The 17,537-nt window shown below is 67.0% G+C and carries 14 protein-coding genes and 1 pseudogene; 4 read left to right on the forward strand and 11 right to left on the reverse strand.

Annotation, left to right across the window (positions count from 1 at the left end; translation table 11 throughout):
- Positions 1-2 precede the first annotated feature (2 nt).
- A complete protein-coding gene (locus FHX72_RS08895; RefSeq protein WP_183624478.1) occupies positions 3-569 on the reverse strand; it encodes a gamma carbonic anhydrase family protein in 567 nt (188 codons plus the stop codon).
- 79 nt (positions 570-648) lie between these two features.
- Between FHX72_RS08895 and ffh the strand changes: the two genes are divergently transcribed.
- Positions 649-2,220, forward strand: a complete 1,572-nt coding sequence (gene ffh, locus FHX72_RS08900) for a signal recognition particle protein (RefSeq protein ID WP_068484249.1) — start codon at positions 649-651, stop codon at positions 2,218-2,220.
- Between the two features lie 182 nt (positions 2,221-2,402).
- On the opposite strand, the gene FHX72_RS08905 is transcribed toward ffh, so the two are convergent.
- The gene (locus FHX72_RS08905) at positions 2,403-3,734 is read right to left on the reverse strand and encodes a choice-of-anchor L domain-containing protein (RefSeq protein WP_183624480.1); all 1,332 of its coding nucleotides are present in this window, start codon (positions 3,732-3,734) and stop codon (positions 2,403-2,405) included.
- A gap of 219 nt (positions 3,735-3,953) precedes the next feature.
- On the opposite strand from FHX72_RS08905, the gene FHX72_RS08910 reads away from it, so the two are divergent.
- Entirely contained in the window at positions 3,954-4,730 is a 777-nt protein-coding gene (locus tag FHX72_RS08910; RefSeq protein ID WP_068484245.1) for a GntR family transcriptional regulator, read from the forward strand.
- Between the two features lie 88 nt (positions 4,731-4,818).
- On the opposite strand, the gene FHX72_RS08915 is transcribed toward FHX72_RS08910, so the two are convergent.
- The 3 genes from FHX72_RS08915 to FHX72_RS08925 all read right to left on the reverse strand — a co-directional run bounded on the left by FHX72_RS08915 (position 4,819) and on the right by FHX72_RS08925 (position 7,630).
- Complete coding sequence (locus tag FHX72_RS08915) at positions 4,819-5,226, reverse strand: tautomerase family protein (protein ID WP_068484243.1); 408 nt, start codon at positions 5,224-5,226, stop codon at positions 4,819-4,821.
- Positions 5,227-5,411: 185 nt separating this feature from the next.
- Complete coding sequence (locus FHX72_RS08920; RefSeq protein WP_183624482.1) at positions 5,412-6,416, reverse strand: sugar phosphate isomerase/epimerase family protein; 1,005 nt, start codon at positions 6,414-6,416, stop codon at positions 5,412-5,414.
- Complete coding sequence (locus FHX72_RS08925) at positions 6,416-7,630, reverse strand: Gfo/Idh/MocA family protein (RefSeq protein WP_068492423.1); 1,215 nt, start codon at positions 7,628-7,630, stop codon at positions 6,416-6,418. Before FHX72_RS08925 ends, FHX72_RS08920 begins: the two co-directional genes overlap by 1 nt.
- A gap of 130 nt (positions 7,631-7,760) precedes the next feature.
- Here FHX72_RS08925 and FHX72_RS08930 point away from each other — a divergent pair, with 130 nt between their 5' ends.
- Positions 7,761-8,828, forward strand: coding sequence for a LacI family DNA-binding transcriptional regulator (locus FHX72_RS08930; RefSeq protein ID WP_183624484.1), 1,068 nt, complete (start codon positions 7,761-7,763; stop codon positions 8,826-8,828).
- Between the two features lie 40 nt (positions 8,829-8,868).
- On the opposite strand, the gene FHX72_RS08935 is transcribed toward FHX72_RS08930, so the two are convergent.
- On the reverse strand, positions 8,869-10,095 hold the full coding sequence (locus tag FHX72_RS08935) for a galactokinase (protein ID WP_183624486.1): 1,227 nt from the start codon (positions 10,093-10,095) through the stop codon (positions 8,869-8,871).
- A 330-nt stretch (positions 10,096-10,425) separates the two neighbouring features.
- On the opposite strand from FHX72_RS08935, the gene FHX72_RS08940 reads away from it, so the two are divergent.
- On the forward strand, positions 10,426-11,964 hold the full coding sequence (locus FHX72_RS08940; RefSeq protein ID WP_068492418.1) for a DEAD/DEAH box helicase: 1,539 nt from the start codon (positions 10,426-10,428) through the stop codon (positions 11,962-11,964).
- Between the two features lie 207 nt (positions 11,965-12,171).
- Here FHX72_RS08940 and FHX72_RS08945 read toward each other — a convergent pair whose 3' ends face one another.
- From FHX72_RS08945 to FHX72_RS08965, 5 genes and pseudogenes are all read right to left on the reverse strand, one after another.
- On the reverse strand, positions 12,172-12,855 hold the full coding sequence (locus tag FHX72_RS08945; RefSeq protein ID WP_068492417.1) for a GntR family transcriptional regulator: 684 nt from the start codon (positions 12,853-12,855) through the stop codon (positions 12,172-12,174).
- Positions 12,852-13,877 carry a DMT family transporter gene (locus FHX72_RS08950; RefSeq protein ID WP_221186880.1) on the reverse strand — a complete coding sequence of 342 codons (1,026 nt, stop codon included), beginning with the start codon at positions 13,875-13,877 and terminating at the stop codon, positions 12,852-12,854. Before FHX72_RS08950 ends, FHX72_RS08945 begins: the two co-directional genes overlap by 4 nt.
- Positions 13,878-13,988: 111 nt before the next feature.
- Positions 13,989-15,446, reverse strand: a pseudogene (locus tag FHX72_RS08955) (sugar porter family MFS transporter); the annotation flags it as partial.
- Positions 15,447-15,611: 165 nt separating this feature from the next.
- Positions 15,612-16,484: a sugar phosphate isomerase/epimerase family protein gene (locus FHX72_RS08960; RefSeq protein ID WP_068484227.1), complete on the reverse strand. Its 873-nt coding sequence runs from the start codon at positions 16,482-16,484 to the stop codon at positions 15,612-15,614.
- Positions 16,485-16,496: 12 nt separating this feature from the next.
- Complete coding sequence (locus FHX72_RS08965) at positions 16,497-17,519, reverse strand: Gfo/Idh/MocA family protein (RefSeq protein WP_068492411.1); 1,023 nt, start codon at positions 17,517-17,519, stop codon at positions 16,497-16,499.
- Positions 17,520-17,537: the final 18 nt, after the last annotated feature.

A 17,537-nucleotide genomic window follows, 5' to 3' on the forward strand; every position in this document is an offset into this window, starting at 1 on the left:
GCCTATTCGCGGGGGAGGGCCTCTCCGAGTGCAGGGGCCTCGCTTGACGGGCTCTGCCGTTTCGCAAGCGCGACGTAGCCGGACGCGTGAGGGATGAACGCCGCGCTCTCCTCAGTCGTCAGTTCGCGACGGACCTTGGCCGGCACGCCAGCTGCCAGCACGCGATCCGGGATGTTCGCCCCCTCCAAAACCACCGCACCGGCCGCAACGAGCGAGCCAGTGCCGATGACTGACCGAGACAGGCAGGCGGCCTTCATGCCGATGAGTGTCCCGTTTGCGATCGTCGTACCGTGCAGGAGCGCCTGATGGCCAGCGGTGACGTCGTCGCCGATGATCGTGTCGACGTCATGCTCGACGTGCACAACCGTGCCGTCCTGCAGGTTCGACCTGGCTCCGATGACGATGCGGCCGCCCACATCCGCTCGCAGCACGCAGCCGTACCAGACCGAGGAATCGGGGCCGATTTCGACGTCTCCGATGATGACGGCGCCTGGCGCTATCCATGCAGATTTGTGGATGCGGGGCGTCTTGCCCTCGAACGGAAGGATCAGGTGAGCTGCGCTGGTCATGCCCCGATGATCGCAGTTGTGCTTCTCCCAGGCCACCCCGCGCGCCAGAGTCCGTCACCTCGGCTAAAATGGGCGAACTATGGCCATTTTCGGGAACCTCTCTGACCGGCTGACGCAGACGCTCGCCGGCCTCCGCTCCAAGGGCAAGCTCACGCCCGCCGATGTCGACGGCACCGTGCGCGAGATCCGTCGCGCCCTGCTCGAAGCCGACGTCGCGCTTCCCGTGGTCAAGGACTTCGCCGCGCACGTGCGTGAGCGTGCCCTCGGCGACGAGGTCAACCGCGCCCTCAACCCTGCGCAGCAGGTCGTGCAGATCGTCAACGAGGAGCTCGTGCGCATCCTCGGCGGCGACACTCGGCAGATCGAGTTCGCCAAGCAGCCACCGACGATCATCATGCTCGCCGGCCTCCAGGGTGCAGGTAAGACGACGCTTGCCGGCAAGCTCGCGAAGCGCCTCGCGGGGGAGAAGCACACGCCGCTCCTCGTCGCGGCCGACCTCCAGCGCCCGAATGCCGTGACGCAGCTGCAAGTCGTCGGCCAGCAGGCCGGCGTGCAGGTCTACGCACCCGAGCCGGGCAACGGTGTCGGCGACCCCGTGCGCGTCGCGAAGGACGCCGTCCGATTCGCGCAGGACAAGCTGCACGACGTGGTCATCATCGACACGGCCGGCCGCCTGGGCGTCGACCAGGAACTCATGAAGCAGGCGGCCGACATCCGCCGCGCCACCAACCCGGACGAAGTGCTGTTCGTCATCGACGCGATGATCGGCCAGGACGCGGTCGCGACGGCGAAGGCGTTCCAGGATGGCGTCGACTTCACGGGTGTTGTGCTCTCGAAGCTCGACGGTGACGCTCGTGGTGGTGCCGCGCTCTCGGTGGCTCAGCTCACCGGCCGCCCCATAATGTACGCGTCGACCGGTGAGGGGCTCGACGACTTCGAGGTCTTCCACCCCGACCGCATGGCGAAGCGCATCCTCGACATGGGTGACATCCTCAGCCTCATCGAACAGGCGCAGAAGGCGTTTGACGAGGACGAGGCGATGGAGATCGCCAGCAAGCTGGCGACTGAGAACTTCACGCTCGATGACTTCCTCAAGCAGATGCAGCAGCTCCGCAAGGCTGGCAACTTCAAGAAGATGATGGGCATGCTCCCCGGCATGGGCCAGATGAAGGAGGCGCTCGAGAACTTCGACGAGCGCGAGCTGGTCCGCACCGAGGCGATCATCCAGTCGATGACCACCGCCGAGCGACAGAACCCCAAGCTCCTCAACGGCTCCCGTCGCGCGCGGATCGCCCGTGGCTCCGGCCGCACGGTCACTGACGTCAACGAGCTCGTCAAGCGCTTCGAACAGGCCGCGAAGATGATGAAGACCGTCGCTCGCGGCGGCACCCCGCAGATTCCGGGCATGGGGCCCATCCCGGGTCAGCACGGCGGTCGCAAGGCTGTCGCGAAGGGCGGCAAGAAGAAGCAGCAGGGCAAGCGCAGCGGCAACCCGGCGAAGCGCGCACAGCAGGCGGTCGAAGAAGCCGCGGCCCCGAAGCGCCCGGGCGGCGCCTTCGGCGGCGCCGGATTCGGGCGGCCAGCGGCCGGCGATGGGCAGCCGAACGAGGCTGAGCTCGAGCAGCTGCAGAAGTACCTGGGCCGCGGCTAGCTCGCAACGGCTCATCTGAGCGAGACACGAAGCGGAGGGGCGCACCCAGACACCTGGGTGCGCCCCCGTTTGTTTGCGTCGGCCGTGTGTTTGCGTCGGCCGGTGTCCCCGATTTCGGCGCATGCACCCGGGGCGCATCCGCTCTTTCGAGTGGATGCGCCCCAGGGCTCGTGCGTTCCCGCTTAGTCGGAGTTCCTCATGCGGCGCGTGAGGAGCAACGTTGCGCCTGCGGCGAGCAGGAGGCCCGCGCCGATCGCGAGCGTCGGTGCGAAGCCGTCAGCGCCCGTTGTGGCGAGTCCGCCTCCCGGTGCCGGCGGCGTCGTCGCGGTGGCAGTTGGGGTCGGCGTCCAGGTGGGGCTCGTGGTCGGAACCGGAGGTACCACTGTGGCGGTTGTCGTCGGTGTAGGCGTGATGGTCGGTGTCGGTGTTGCCGTCTCGGTTGGTGTCACGGAGGGAGTCGGTGTCACAACGACAGGGCTCACCGTGATGGTGACGGTGGCGACCTCGCTGTCGAGCGCCCCGTCGTTCGTGGAGAACGTGAAGCTCGTCTCTCCCTCGAACCCTTCCGCGGGCGTGAACGTGAGGTTCGGGCCATCGCCGCTCAGCGTGCCGTTCTCGGGCTGCGTGAGAACCGAGTAGGTCAGCGGGTCGCCTTCAGCGTCCGTTCCCGCGAGTGTGATGTTGAGCGGAGTGTCGATGTCAGTCGAGAGCGACTGCGAGGCAGCGGTCGGCGGGGTGTTCGAGCGGAAGCTGCCCGCCTGGATGAGCACAGCGGAGTCGTAGGCGTAATCACCTCGGTCGGCGATGACGAGCTTGATGTGGTTGCTCTCGCCCTGCTGGACGGGCGCCGAAAGACCGAGCACCGTCGTGAGCCCGTCGAGGCCTGTGTCGAAGGAGCCGGAGTCGACCGGGTTGTCACGGTAGAGCTCGGTGTTCCGCAGGTGGTTGATGTTGTTGATCGCGACGGCAGTGTTGGTGCCGTCGGCGTCGAACGTCGCGTAGTTCGTGCCGTTGACGAAGAACGCGAAGACGTCGTTGTAGTCCGTGTCGACGAACTCCTGGTACTCCTCGGAGCCGAAGACGTAGGAGAACGCGATGTTGTCTTCTGTGGGCACGAAGTCGAACTCAAGCACGGAGGCGTCTCGGGTCTCGCCCTCGACGATCGCGTCGAGGTCGGCGTCTCCTGGAAGGCCGCGTGACGCGCTCGTCGAGTCGTCGCTGTTTGGGCCCAAGAGCGCCCCGCCTTCGCCGGCGGTTCCCGTTGTCAGCGCGATGCCGCTCTCGACACCGAGGTCAGTGAATCCCGAGTAGGTGCCGGCCGCGAGGGCATCTCCTGTGTAGACGACGTTTGAGACTGCGGTCTCGTCACCGACAAGGGTCGCTACGAGGTCTTCCGGGGTCTGTGCCGAGAGGTCAGTGACGGTCTGCCCGGGTGAAGCGGCGGCGGCGCCGACTCCGACTCCGAGAAGCAGGACCGATGTTGCCCCTGCGGCGAGGGCTGTGCGGAGTCGCATGAGTTCTCCTGAAGGTCTGGGGGTTCGGTGATGTTAAGCCGACAGTTCGCTGAAGATCAAGAGAATTGAGGGATACGGGACCCGTTGTTTCGCCTCGTGACCTCACCGGTGTGACGGGTGTGGTTCGTGTGAATGAACGCCACTCCGAAGGCGCCCCTCGTCGTCCACGCGGGGACAGGTACTCTTGTCACGTCATCAAGCCGTTTGAGGAGTGCGCCATTGAGCAATGAAGCTGCAGCAACAGGCGAGGCCCGACTCCCGCTCGGGCTCTTCGTCGGCATCGATCGTTCGAGCCCGGTACCCCTCTACCACCAGGTCTCGGAGCGCATCGAGAAGGCCATCCGCGACGACACGCTGCCGGCGGGTTCAAAGCTCGAGAACGAGATCTCGCTGGGCCACAGGCTTGGGCTCTCGCGCCCGACCGTTCGCCGGGCAATCCAGGAGCTGGTCGACAAGGGCCTTCTCGTGCGTCGTCGCGGTGTCGGCACGCAGGTGGTGCACGGCCCCGTCACCCGCAACGTCGAGCTGACGAGCCTCTTCGAGGACCTCGAGCGCTCCGCGCAGAAGCCGACCACGACGCTGCTCTCCCGTCGCGTGGAGGCGGCCACGCCTGAGCTCGCCGAGACCCTCGGTATCGAGGTGGGAAGTCCGACGCTGCACATCTCGCGCTTGCGGAGTGCCGACGGTGTTCCACTCGCGATCCTCGACAATGTGCTGCCCGAGCCATTCGTTGAGCTCACCGAGGACGAACTTGTGGAGCACGGTCTCTACCAGCTGCTGCGCGCCAGGGGTGTGACCATGCGCGTCGCCAAGCAGCGCATTGGCGCGAGGGCTGCGTCCCGCGAAGAGGAGCGACTGCTCGACCTCTCCGGTGGGGCCGCGGTGCTCACGATGTCGCGCGTTGCATTTGATGCTGCGGGGCGCGCCGTGGAGTACGGACGCCACTGCTATCGCCCAGACCTCTACACGTTCGAGATCACGCTCGTCGAGCGCTGATCTCTGGCTCCGCACCGCTGATCTCTGTCTCCGCACACAGGAACGCCCACGGCTCTGCCGTGGGCGTTCCTGTCTTGTACGGCGGGTACTACGCGCGGTTCGGCACCGCGAGCTCGCCGGTCAGGTACTGCGCGCGACCGAAGCCGAAGGTCCAGTCCTCTGGCCCGTTCTCGACGTAGCCGATGAAGACGTCGTTGCCCTCCACGCCCTGGGTGCCGAGCGCCTCGGCGATGCGCGCGTAGAGTGCCTGCTTGGCTTCCGTGGTGCGCCCGCGCTGCGTGAAGATCTGAATCATGACGACGCCGGACGAGCGGTCGAAGCCGAGACCAGCATCCTGAGCGATGATCTGGCCGCCCTGGTGCTCGGTGATGATCTGGAAGCGGTCGCGTGCCGGGATGCCGTACTCCGCGACGATGGCGTCGTGGATAGCGTCGGCGATGGCGGAGATCTGCTCAGGCGTGCGGCCGGCATTGACGTCGATGCGTACGAGAGGCATGGTGCGGTGTCCTTGTGGTCGAGGTGTGACGTGCGTTGTCTGTGCTGTCAGCCTAGCGTTAAAAGTCCTAATGTCCTAACAAATGATGTAGGTGGACGGGAACCACAAAGGGCCGCGTCCAAAGGGATGCGGCCCTGGTGGTCGGGCGCGGGGCTCTCGCAGAAGAGTCGCGCCCAAATCTGGGGTCAGAGCGACGCTTTGAGCGCGGCGTCGGCGTCGGCGAGGACTTTCGCCGCCACCTCGAGGCCTTCGATACGTCTAAGCGAAGTGTCCTCGTGTTCGATGTTGACCCACATCTCCGGGTCGACCTCGTGGAGCGCGCGCAGGAACTCCGTCCAGAACTCCGTGTCGTGGCCGCGTCCGAGGGCGACGAAGTCCCACGCGGAGTTCTTCGGCCACTCGTTGGCCCACTCGTCGCCACCGAGGTTGGTGCGCGGCTCGTCGGCCGAGAGCTTGCGGAACTGGTTGTCGAGCACACCGTAGATCGCGGCGGCGGGGTTGACTCGAACGTCCTTGGCGGCCGCGTGGAAGACCCACTTGCCGAGGTCGCGGACCACGGCGACCGGGTCCATCTGCTGCCAGAAGAGGTGCGAGGCGTCGAGCTCGACACCGATGTTGGTCGTACCGGCCCGCTCAATGAGCTCGCGGAAGTTCGCCGGGTTGAAGGCCACGTTCTGCGGGTGAAGTTCGAGTGCCACCTTCACGCCGTGCTCGCGGGCGAGTTCGTCGATCTCGGCCCAGAACTTCGCCGCAACGTCCAGTTGGTAGTCGATGACGTCGAGTGCAGCCGAGTTCCAGGCGTTGACCACCCAGTTCACGGTCGAAGCTCCTGGCTCGCCCCCGGGGAGGCCCGACATTGTGACGACGCGGTCCTGGCCGAGTCGAGCCGCGAGGCGGATCGAGCGGCGGATGTCCTCCGCGTGCTTCTCGCCGATCGCCCGGTCTGGGTGCAGCGGGTTGCCGTTGCAGTTGAGCCCGGCGATCGAGACGCCCGTGCCCTCGAACTGGGCGAGGAACGCATCCCGCGCCTCGTCGCTCTCGAGGATCTCGTCGAAGTTCGGGATGTGGGTTGCAGGGAGGAAGCCGCCCGAGTTGAGCTCGATTCCCGTGAGCCCGAGGTCGGCGATGACCTTGATCGCCTCAGGCAGCGACCGGTCGTGGAGGATCGCGTTGTAGACGCCGAGACGCATCAGGAACCTGCCTTCGCGGAGATCGTGGTCGAGGAGTCGATCGTGACCGTCGCGCCGCCGGCCGCAGCCGACTCGGCAACTGCGCCGAGCAGTTCCATGTTGTGGATGCCCTCTGCGAACGTGGCGCAGCGGGGGAGTGCCTCGGCTTCCGGTACGCCGGCAACCTCTTCGAGGAACGAGCGCGCCTGATAGGCAAAAGCATCGTTCTGGCCGAAACCCACGCTCGGCGCATCCATGGCGAGGCCGCCGCCGATGTAGGGGTGCTCCGGGCCGAGGATGACCTGGCGGTAGCCGTTCTGGGTGCCTTCACCGGTCTTGAGGAAGAGCTCGATCTCGGCGGGGCGGCGCTGGTCGAAGCGCGCGGCACCGTTCTCGCAGAAGACCTCGAAGATGAGACTGTTGGCGTGGCCCGGGGCGACGCGGGAGACCTCGAAGCCGCCGACGCCGTGCTCGAACTTCGCCGAGAAGGCTGCGTAGTCATCGTTTTCGACGGGTTCGAAGGTGTCGCTGACGGCGGCGTGATCGTGGCCGAGCACTGCGCCGAGCGGCAGGGGGCGCTCGGTGATGACAGTGCTGAGTCGGCCGCCGCTGATCTCCTGGATGTCGCCGCACAGGAACTCCGCGACGTAGGCCAGGTGGCTGCCGACGTCGGCAAGTGCACCAGTGCCGGCACCACCCTTGAAGCGCCAGCTCATGGGTGCTGTGGGGCTGGAGGCGTAGTCGGTCCAGTAGCGGCCGCTGAAGTGGAGCACTTCGCCGAGCGTTCCGTCCTGGATGAGCTGGCGGATGTATGCGATGCCCGGCGTGCGGCGGAACGTGAAGCCGACGCGAGCGATGGATTCGGCGCGCTCGGCGGCCTCTGCCATGGCGTAGGCGTCCTCGATGGAGTCGCTGAGCGGCTTCTCGCAGAGCACGTGCTTGCCGGCCGCGAGGAGTCCCTCGACGACCTCGCGGTGCAGCGAGTTCGCGATGACGACGCTCACGACGTCGATGTCGTCGGCGGCCGCGATGGCCTGCCAGGACGAGTCGGTGCGCTCGTAGCCGAAGCGCTTGGCGGCGAGGGCGCCGAACTCCGGGTTGACGTCGCCGATGGAGACGAGGCGGATCTCAGGCAGCGTGGGGCTGTAGAGGGTGGATGCAACGCGGTAGGCCGCGGCGTGTGCGCGCCCGGCCATGCCTGCGCCGATGACGGCGACGCCCAGTGACTTGGACATTGGTTCTCCTGTAGTTCTGCGAGAGCTGTGGTGGGTGAGCGCAGGCGACCGACGACGGTGTTGGAGCGCTACACTGGAAGGTAGGTCATGAAAGAATGTCCTGTCAAACACAAGTTCTCCGGAGTGTCGAATGCCTGCATCCCCTCGCCAGAAGCGACCGACGATCTACGACGTCGCCGAGAGGGCCGGGGTTTCCAAATCGCTCGTCTCACTTGTGCTGCAGAACTCGACCCGGGTGAGCGACGAGAAGCGCGCAGCCGTTCGCGCCGCCATCCAGGAGCTTGGCTATCTGCCGAGCCGGGCGGCGACGGCACTCGCAGGGAATCGGACGCGCGCGATCGGCGTCATGATCGACGACTTCAGGAACCCGTGGTTCGTCGACCTCCTCGAGGGGATGCAGGAGGTCCTCAACGGGCCCGGCTTCCACGTGACTGTCGCAGATGCGAACCTGAACGCACACCTCGAGCAGTCCCCGATCAGCGGCTTCCTGGCGGCCGGAGTCGAAGGTCTTGTCATCGGCGGCGACGTCGACGCGGTGCCGGTGGAGGGCTTCCCGGTGCCGACCGTCGTCGCGGGGAACCGGGCGACGGTTCCGGTCGGGGCGGACCTCGTGGCCAACGATGACGAGGCGGGGGGCCGCCTGGCTGTCGAGCACCTGCGAGCGCTCGGACACACCAAGATCGGCCACGTCACGGGAAGCGGTCGCGCGGCTGAGCTACGGCGCAGCGCCTATGAGGCGGCGATGGTGGAGGCGGGGCTTGAGCCGCGAATCGTCGGGGGGTCCGGCGTGACCGACCAGGATGAAGGTCGTCGGGCATCGCGTGAGCTGTTCGAACGCTGGCCAGAGACGACCGCGATCTTCGCGGCGAACGACGTCATGGCGCTCGGCGTGCTCGGGACGCTCGACGAGCTCGGGATGCGCGTGCCTGCCGACGTGTCGATCGTCGGCTACGACGACTCTCACCTCGCGGGTGCCGACCACCTGTCGCTCACGTCCGTCGACGACCGGAGCGCCGACGTCGGACGGGTCGCGGCGGAACTCCTCCTGGCTCGTATCGAGCGGCGGCTGCCGAGTTCGGGCGAGGCGACCGTTACGGGCGAGGCGACCGCCACGGGTGAGCTTGGGGGAGTCCGCAGGCTCATCCAGCCGACGCTCACCGTTCGCGGGTCGACGGCGTTCGCGAAGCGCTCAGCCTGAGCGCCGCGGGTCGTGATGTCACGACCGTGAGGGATGCGCCTCAGCGGTCTCGTCTGGCGCCGGCTTCGGGCTCGAAGGAGAGCACAAGTGGCGCCTCCCAACCTTGCTCGGCGTAGGCGCTCAAGACGCTCTCGCGTAGCTCTTCGACTTTGTCGACGGGGTGCATGACAAACACCGAGCCTCCGAGGCCCGTGCCGGTCATACGCGCACTCGCCGCGCCGAGGTAGGTCGCCAGCTCGACCGTGAAGTCGATTCGGGCCGTGGAGACCTCGAAGTCCTCGCGCAGCGAGGTCTGTGACGCCGCGAGCAGGTGATTCCGTTCCTCGGGGGACTCGCCGGTTCGCATCAGCTTCGTGAATTCGAGCGTGCGCGCGATCTCGGAGACGACGTGCCTCGCGCGACGGAACACAACCTCGTCGAGCTTGTCTGCAGCGGCGTCGAGCTCGGCGGGCCGAACTTCTCGAAGTGTCTGAAAGCCGAGAACCTCCGCGGCCCTCGCGCAGTCGCCGGCCCGTGTCGCGAACTCGGCCGACCAGTTTCGGTGCGACTCCTTGGTGTCGATGAGCACGCGGGCGAGGCCCGATTCCGCCGAACTCGTCGCGGCGAGGATCGAGACGTCGGAGCCACGCGCGTCGAAGAAGACGTCCTCGTCACTTCGCGCCGCGTGCACGGTGATGTGGTCGGTCAAGCCGCCTGGCGCGCCGACGATGTCGGCCTCCGTTTGGCGTCCGACCTCAGCGAGTTCCTCGACGTTCATGCCGAGGCCCCAGAAATCGTTGAGTGCAGTGCTGATCGTCGCGCAGATGGATGCCGAAGAGGCGAGTCCTGCCCCGATCGGGATATCCGTCGTGAGGAAGATCTCGAGGCCCGTTCCGAGGAAGAAGGGAACCCCAGGGTCGGTCTCGTCACCGTCGCCTCGCGTGCCCTCTGGCGGGTTCTCGCGTGCGAAGCGGAGCATGCTGGCCACGGCTCCGAGGGGGTAAGCGCGCCAGTCCTGAGTTGGGATCTCGGAGGAGATGGACCGCAAGTCGGTCACGGCCTCGTCCGTCGAGAGGTCCGTGACGATGCGGATGCGCCCGTCCTCGCGCGGAGCGATCGCGGCGCTCGAGCGGAGGGGGATCGCGCAGGCGTAGCCGACCCCGTCCTGCAGATCGGTGTGGTCGCCCATGATGCTGACCCGGCCCGGCGCCGACCAGACTCCGAGGGGCTCGCGATCGAACGCGGCTCGGAAGCCGTCGCAGACGATCGTCGTCAGGTCTCTGCTCATCTCGTCACCGTTTCTCAGGCATGGGCGATAGGTGGCCGCCCTGTGCATGCGCAGGGTGATTCTAATAAATGCGTCCTGAATGACCGCCGAAACCCTCATCCGCAGGCCTGCCATCTGGTTGGGATCGAAGCGACGTGCTAGGGTCGACAGCTTGTGGGTCCTATTTCCCACAATCGTCGTACCGTTTGTTGTTCGAGGGCACCTTTTCTGCCTCGGCACGATTTCACGAGTTGCGGCGAACGGGCACATTCGCCCGCATCATCGCCGCAAGAGCGCAGCACACGAGTGTTGTGCGTTCTCTGCGTGCCGATTGAAAGGCAACACCTCCATATGACGGAAACAACCTCAACTTTCGCCGAACTCGGCGTCCCCAAGTCGCTCGTGAGCGTGCTCGATGCAGCAGGCAAGCACGAAGCATTCCCCATCCAGCAGTCGACGCTCCCCAGCACCCTCGCTGGGCGCGACGTGCTCGGCCGCGGCAAGACCGGCTCGGGCAAGACCCTCGCCTTCGCCATCCCGCTCGTCGCACGCCTTGCTGGCGCGGTTTCCGGTGGCAAGCGCCGCCCGGGCCGCCCGCTCGGCCTCGTGCTGCTCCCGACGCGCGAACTCGCGACTCAGGTCGCCGCGGTCATCGAGCCCCTCGCCAAGGCTGCCGGCCTCACCGTGACGACCGTCTTCGGCGGCGTCTCACAGCGCCCGCAGGAGACCGCGTTCCGCAACGGCGTCGACATCGTCGTGGCCTGCCCTGGCCGCCTCGACGACCTCATGAAGCAGCGCATCGTGAACCTCGACGCCATCGAGGTCACCGTCCTCGACGAGGCCGACCACATGGCCGACCTCGGCTTCCTGCCCGTCGTCACGCGCATCATGAACGCCACCCCGCAGAGCGGGCAGCGCCTCCTCTTCTCCGCCACGCTCGACAACGGCGTGGACAAGCTCGTCAAGAAGTTCCTCAACGACCCGATCCTGCACTCGGTCGACGAGTCCAACTCGCACGTCGCCGCCATGACGCACCACGTCTACGAGGCGGAGACGCCTGAGGCGAAGACCGCGCTTGTGCACGCTCTCGCGAGCGGCAAGGGTCGTCGCATCATGTTCATGCGCACCAAGCACCAGGCGAAGAAGCTCGCGAAGCAGCTCACGGCGTCAGGCATCCCGGCAGTCGACCTGCACGGCAACCTCTCGCAGAATGCCCGCGACCGCAACCTCGCAGCCTTCTCCGGCGGTGAAGTCAACGTGCTCGTCGCGACCGACGTCGCCGCCCGCGGCGTCCACGTCGACGCGATCGAGCTGGTCGTGCACGTCGACCCGCCCGCCGAGCACAAGGCGTACCTCCACCGCTCCGGCCGCACGGCACGCGCCGGCTCCGAGGGTGACGTCGTCACGCTCATGCTCCCGAGCCAGCGCAAGGACACGGAGATGCTCCTCCGTCGCGCGAAGATCGGTGTCACGCCGCAGCGCGCGAACGTCAACTCGCCCTTCGTGGCCGAGCTCGTCGGCGAGGTCGCCCCGACCGTGCGCCCCGTTCCGGGCGGACCGGGATCCGGCAACGTCGAGGTCAATCAGGGCCGTGGCACGTCGCAGGGCGCCAACGCGCGCCGCAAGCGTGACGCTGCCCCTGCACGTGGCGGTTCTGCGCGTGGTGGCTCCGGCAACGGCGGCGGCGGTGGCCGCGGTCGTGCAGCCTCGTCTTCCTCGCAGGGCTCGTCTGCGTCGCGTCCAGCGCGCGGACAGGCTGGCGAGGGGGCGGCTCAGGGTCAGCGCCGCGGTGAGGGTCGCCCGCGTCGTGCAGGCACCTCCTCGCCCGCATCGCCGTCACGCGGCGGCGAGCGCGGCTCGCGTCGCGCCAGCTGGTCGTCCGGCCAGTAGTCAGCGGCAGACACGCAGTATCCCCGAACGGGCGGTCCGAGCAATCGGCCCGCCCGTTCGGCGTCTGCGCTGCGCCTGCTCCCGCTGTCGCTGTCGCTTGGTGCGCAACAGTGAGCCAAAACCACCCTGGCGAGAAAATCAGCGTGTATCTGGCTGACTTCTCAGTAAGGCGCTAGGCGCTAGGCACTAGGCGTCGGGCGCTAGGCGCTAGTTCGCTGGGTGCGGCAGGTTGGGCGACAGCAAGTGCGCCGTGAGGGCATCGAGGTGGGCGCGGACGGCGGCTGGGCCCTCGCGCTCGAGCAGACGCAGGTAGTCCTCGTGATCATCGGCGAGGCCCGCAGCGCCGTAATGCTCGTGCGCCCCCGCGAGCAGCAGGCGCACTTCGCTTTCCAGTGAGCGGGCGGCCTCGCTGATCCTCGGGCTCGCGGCCGCATCGATGATTGCCTGGTGCACCGACGCATGGGCGGTCTCGAGCAGACGCCAGGACTCCTGGTCTCGTGCTTCGAGCGCTCGGAGCCGTTCGATCTCTGCGAGCACGGGCGCCCGCACCTTTTCCGGCCATCCCTGCGGGTGTCTCGTGTTCAGGATGCGCACGGCCTCGGACTCGAGGGCGCACCTGAGATCCTGCATGGCGCGGATCTCGGCGTCGTCGAGCTTCGTGACCTCGACCCCCTTGTACGGCGCAGAGTGGACAAGGCGTTCCGCGGCGAGCGCGGCCAGTGCAGTGCGCACCGTGTGCCGTGAGAGTCCAAACTCGGCGGCGAGATGCTCTTCGCGGAGGGACTGGCCGCGGGCGTAGCGCCCCTCGAGAATTCGTTCGCGGAGGGTTGTGGCCAGGTTCGCGGCTGCGGTCGGCCGTGGTGGTGAGCCCGGCGTCTCTGCGGCGGTCATCGCTGCCCCCGATCCGTCGAGTCAGGACTGGCGCTGGCGCTCGCGCTTGCACTGACACTCGCGCTGCCACCGGCACTGGCCGGAGCCGCTGCCTTGGTGCCGCGACGCGTGAGGGCGCCGGTTGAGCCGAGCACCAGCACGACGATGCCTGCCGCGAGTACGGCGAGTCCCAGGGCCTCGAGCGTCGCTAGCTGCTCGCGCAGCACGAGGAGGCCCAGGATGCTCGCGGTCAGCGGTTCGGCGAGCGTGAGCGTCGAGACGGTCGCGGCCTGCAGCTTCGCGAGCCCCGCCCCGAAGCAGAGGTAGGCGATGGTAGTCGTGACGATACCGAGCCACGCGGCGGTCGCGAGCCCGGTCGGGGTGAGCATCCACTCTGCGCCGCTCAGGAGGAGTAGGGGGATGCTCACGAGGCCTGCGACTCCGAAGACCACGCCCATGGTTCCGTCGGCGCTCCAGCCTCGGTTCATGAGGGCCTTGGCTGAGAGCGTGTAAATGCTGTAGCTCGCGCCCGCGCCGATTGAGGCCGCGATGCCGCCGAGGTTTGCGCCGCCCGCATCCCCCGCTCCGGCAGCTGCGATGAGCGTCACGCCGAGGATGGCGATCGCGGTTGCGACTCCCCAGCTCAGGCCGGGGAAGCGGCGCGCAAGCGCCCACTGAAGCAGGCCGGTGAGAACCGGTGCCGAACCGAGCGCAAGCACAGTGCCGACGGCGACTCCGCTGCCGGCCGTGCCCGCGAAGAAGAGCGGCTGGTAGAGGAGCACTCCGAGCGCACCCACGAGGACGAGGACGAGGTGGGTGCGGGTGGGGCGGCGGAGCGCGGTCGCCTGCAACCTGATCCCGGCATCTTCACGAGAGCGGCGGCGTTGGGCGGCAATCAGAGCCCAAAGGCCAAGCAATGTCCCGCCGAATGCGAGTCGAGCGGAGCCCAGCGAGAGGGCGCTCACCTCTGGGGCGCCTAGCGCCTGCGCGGTGCCGGTTGTGCCGAAGCAGACCGCGGCGAAGAGGACGAGGAGGAGGGCCATCACGGCTAGATTGTTACACAATCTGCGAGCTTGCGCTGAGCAAGACCCAACGAGCGCTGGGCTCGGCCGAAGTGGCCAAGCCCAGCGCTCGTTGTTGGAAGGTCCGAACTCCTACTTCGCAGTCGGGAGGAAGATCGCTCCGGTCGTGACGTCCTCATCCAGCGACTCGAGCGTGCGGCCGCGAGTCTCGGGGATCTGCGTCGCCACGAAGATGAGTGCGATCACGTTCAGCGCGCCGAACAGGAAGAAGGTTCCAGTGATGCCCATCCCGTCGACGAGCGAGGGGAAGTACAACGACAGGAAGCCGTTCGCGACCCAGAGGAAGAAGATCGAGACGCCCATGCCAATGCCGCGCATGTGCAGCGGGAACACTTCGGACAGGTAGACCCAGACGGCCACGTTCAGGAACGTCTGCATCGACCCGACGAACGCGACGACGAGGAACAGGATGACCCAAGGGCGCAGCGGGTTGCCGACCTCGAGCAGCATCGAGGACAGGCCGATGAGCAGGTGGCAGATCGTTGTCAGTGTGAAGCCGATGATGAACGTCTTGCGGCGGTCGAACTTGTCCATGTAGGAGAGTGCGATGAACGCACCGACCACGGCGATGATGCCGGGGGCGATGTTGGCGATGAGCGCGGCGCTCGAGTCGAAGCCAGACTCGATGAGCACGATCTGGCCGTAGTACATGATCGAGTTGATGCCCGTGAGCTGCTGGGCGACACCGAGTCCGATGCCGACGAGGAGGATGCGGAGGAGCCACTTGTTCTTGAGGATGGCTGCGAAGCCGACCTGCTTCTCGTTCCCCTCCTCGATCGCGACCTTCTCGACCTGGGCGAGCTCTGCTTCTGCGCGCTCGGGGGATCGGACCGTCTTGAGGACCTCGAGCGCCTCGGCGTCGCGGCCCTTCTCGACGAGCCAGCGGGGCGACTCTGGCATGCGCAGCATGCCGAAGAACAGGCAGATGGCCGGGATGGCGCAGACGGCGAACATGATGCGCCAGACGCCGTCGAGGTGGCCGAGTGTGTTGCCGAGGATGGCGTTGATGATGAAGGCCGAGAGCTGGCCGATGACGATGGCGGCTTCGTTGCGGCCCGAGATGGACCCGCGGATCTCGTAAGGCGCCAGCTCGGCCAAGAAGACCGGGACGACGGTTGACGCGCCGCCGACGGCGAGACCCAGGAGGATGCGGCCGACGACCAGAACTTCGAAGTTCGGCGTGAAGACGACGACGAGCGTGCCGAGGAAGAACAGCACGGCGAGCATGATGATCGTCTTGCGGCGGCCCCAGCTGTCGGAGAGGCGGCCGCAGAAGATGGCGCCGATGGCCGCTGCGAAGACGAGGGAGCTCGTGACGACACCCTCGGTGAAGGGTGTGAGTCCGAGCTCTTCGGTCATCGGGTTCAGGGCCCCGTTGATGACACCGGTGTCATAGCCGAAGAGGAGACCGCCGAAGCACGCGACGATTGAGATCAGCCCGAGCCGCGAGCGGTGCGGTCCGGCTGTGAGGGGCGGAAGTGATTTCTCGGCGGTGTTGCCCGCCGGATGCGATGAGGCCATTTTGGACGTCCTTGTCGTGGATGCTGCGAGGTTGTGCGAGGTGCTGCCAGACGCGTCTTCTGCGAACGCGTGTCATGATGGTAACCGAAGAATGACAGGATGTTAATATGTCCTGACAATTTCTTCGAAGCCGAGTGTGGCCCCGCAGCTCAGAGCTGCGGGGCCACACTCGGGTCAGGAGGAGGCGACAAGCTCCCTGATCTTCTCGAGCTGAAACTTCGAGACCTCGTCGGCCCGCTCGTCTTCCGCGAAGACGTTCGAGACGATGAGCGCGTCCGGGCGGTCGAGGTAGCCGATCTCCTTGAGCGTCGTGAAGAGCTCCGTGAAGTCGACGTCGCCGTCCCCGATGCGGAGGTGCTGGTGGATGCGGGCCTCGTTCCCTGGAGGGTTCGAGATGTAGCGCAGCCCGTGCGAACGGTGGTGGTCGAACGTGTCGGCCGTGTAAACCGCGCCGAGGCGCTCGCCAAGCTCGGGCAAGAGGGTGGTCGCCCGGTCGCCGTAGTGGAACGTGTGCGAGGCGACGTACACGAAGCCGACGTTCTTGCTGTTGAGGCCGCGGATGACGCGCCATCCCTCGAGGCCGTCCTCGACGAAGTCGTTGGGGTGCGGGTCGATGTTCAGCTGGATGCCCTCGCGCTCGAGGATCGGCAGGAGCGTCTCCATGGAACGGTGGAAAGCATCCTCCGACTCGTTGAACTGCGAGGGTTCGCCGCTGAACTCGGTGTTGATGACCGGGATCTCAAGCAGGGAGGCGAGCTCGATGACCCGTGTGAAGTTGCGCACGGCCGCGAGGCGGCCCGCCTCTTCTGGGCCCGAGATGCGCTGGACCGGCAGGATGGCGGGGATCGTGACCCCAGCATCCGCTGCGCGCTTCTTGAACTTCAGTGCGTAGGCGTCATCCGCCGACGGGTGGCGGAAGAACCACGAGAAGTCGGGGTGCGGAGTGATCTGCAGGTATTCGTAGCCCAGGCGGGCTGCGATATCCGGGAAGTCGAGGAAGCCGGCGTCGTGGTGGAACGGCGTCGGGTCCAGCGCGATGCGAACCATTGGAGTCTTTCCTTATGCCTTGTCGTAGAACGCGGGGCGCTCGACCTGCTGCACCTCGACGATGCCGCCGTCGAACGCCTTGACGCCGGCCTCGCAGGCGAGGGCCACGCGGTAGCCGTGGAAGGCGTCCGGGCCGTCGATCGTGCCGCGGGCAACCGCGTCCACCCAGCGCTGGATCTGAACGTCGTAGGCCGCCGCGAAGCGGGTCACGAACGACCGGTGCTCTTCCTTCGCGAACGCGCCGTCCGACCAGGTCTGCAGGCCGTTGGCCTGGCCGATGCGGGCGAGCCCGTTCGAGAACACGGCCTCGGTGGCGACCTGGTAGCCGAACTTGATGCTGACGTTCATCTCGACGTCGACGAGGATGCCGTTCTCGAGCTCGAGGAGCACGAGGATCGGCTCGCGGAGGCGCTCCGGAGAGTTCGGGTTGCGACGCATGTACTTGATCTCGATGCTGCGGATCTCGCTGCCGGCAAGCCACGGGATGACGTCGAGCTCGTGCACGACCGAGTCGTTAATGAGCATGTCCTGCGTGTACGTCTCCGGCACGTCGGGGTTGCGGTGCACGGCGCGCAGCGCGAGCAGCTCCCCGGCCTCGCCGGACGCGATGATCTCGCGCAGACGGGCGTACTCGGCGTCGAAGCGACGCATGAAGCCCAGCTGGATGAGGGGACGGTCAGACGCGGCCATCTCGGCCTCGACGACCCGCAGCGACGACGCGGAGTCGGCCGTCAGCGGCTTCTCGCACAGGATGGGCAGCTTCGCCGCGAGTGCAGGGAGCAGCACTGGCTCGTGGAACTTGCCAGGGGTCGCGATGACAACCGCGTCGACGGCGTTCGCCGCGATGGCGTCCTCGATGCTCGTGAACCACTGCGCGCCAGGGGCGTTCTGCAGGGCCGCGGTGCCGCGCCCCTCGTCTGGCTCGATGACGGCCGAGACGACAGCGCCGCTGATGCGCTTCGTGATGCGGGCGATGTGGTCGGCGCCCATGAGGCCGGCGCCGACGACGCCGACGCGGAGGTCAGTTGAAGTCATGTCGATGGTTCCTGTTCT

The sequence above is a fragment of the Pseudoclavibacter helvolus genome (genome assembly GCF_014191305.1).
Taxonomy (GTDB): Bacteria; Actinomycetota; Actinomycetes; order Actinomycetales; family Microbacteriaceae; genus Pseudoclavibacter; species Pseudoclavibacter helvolus.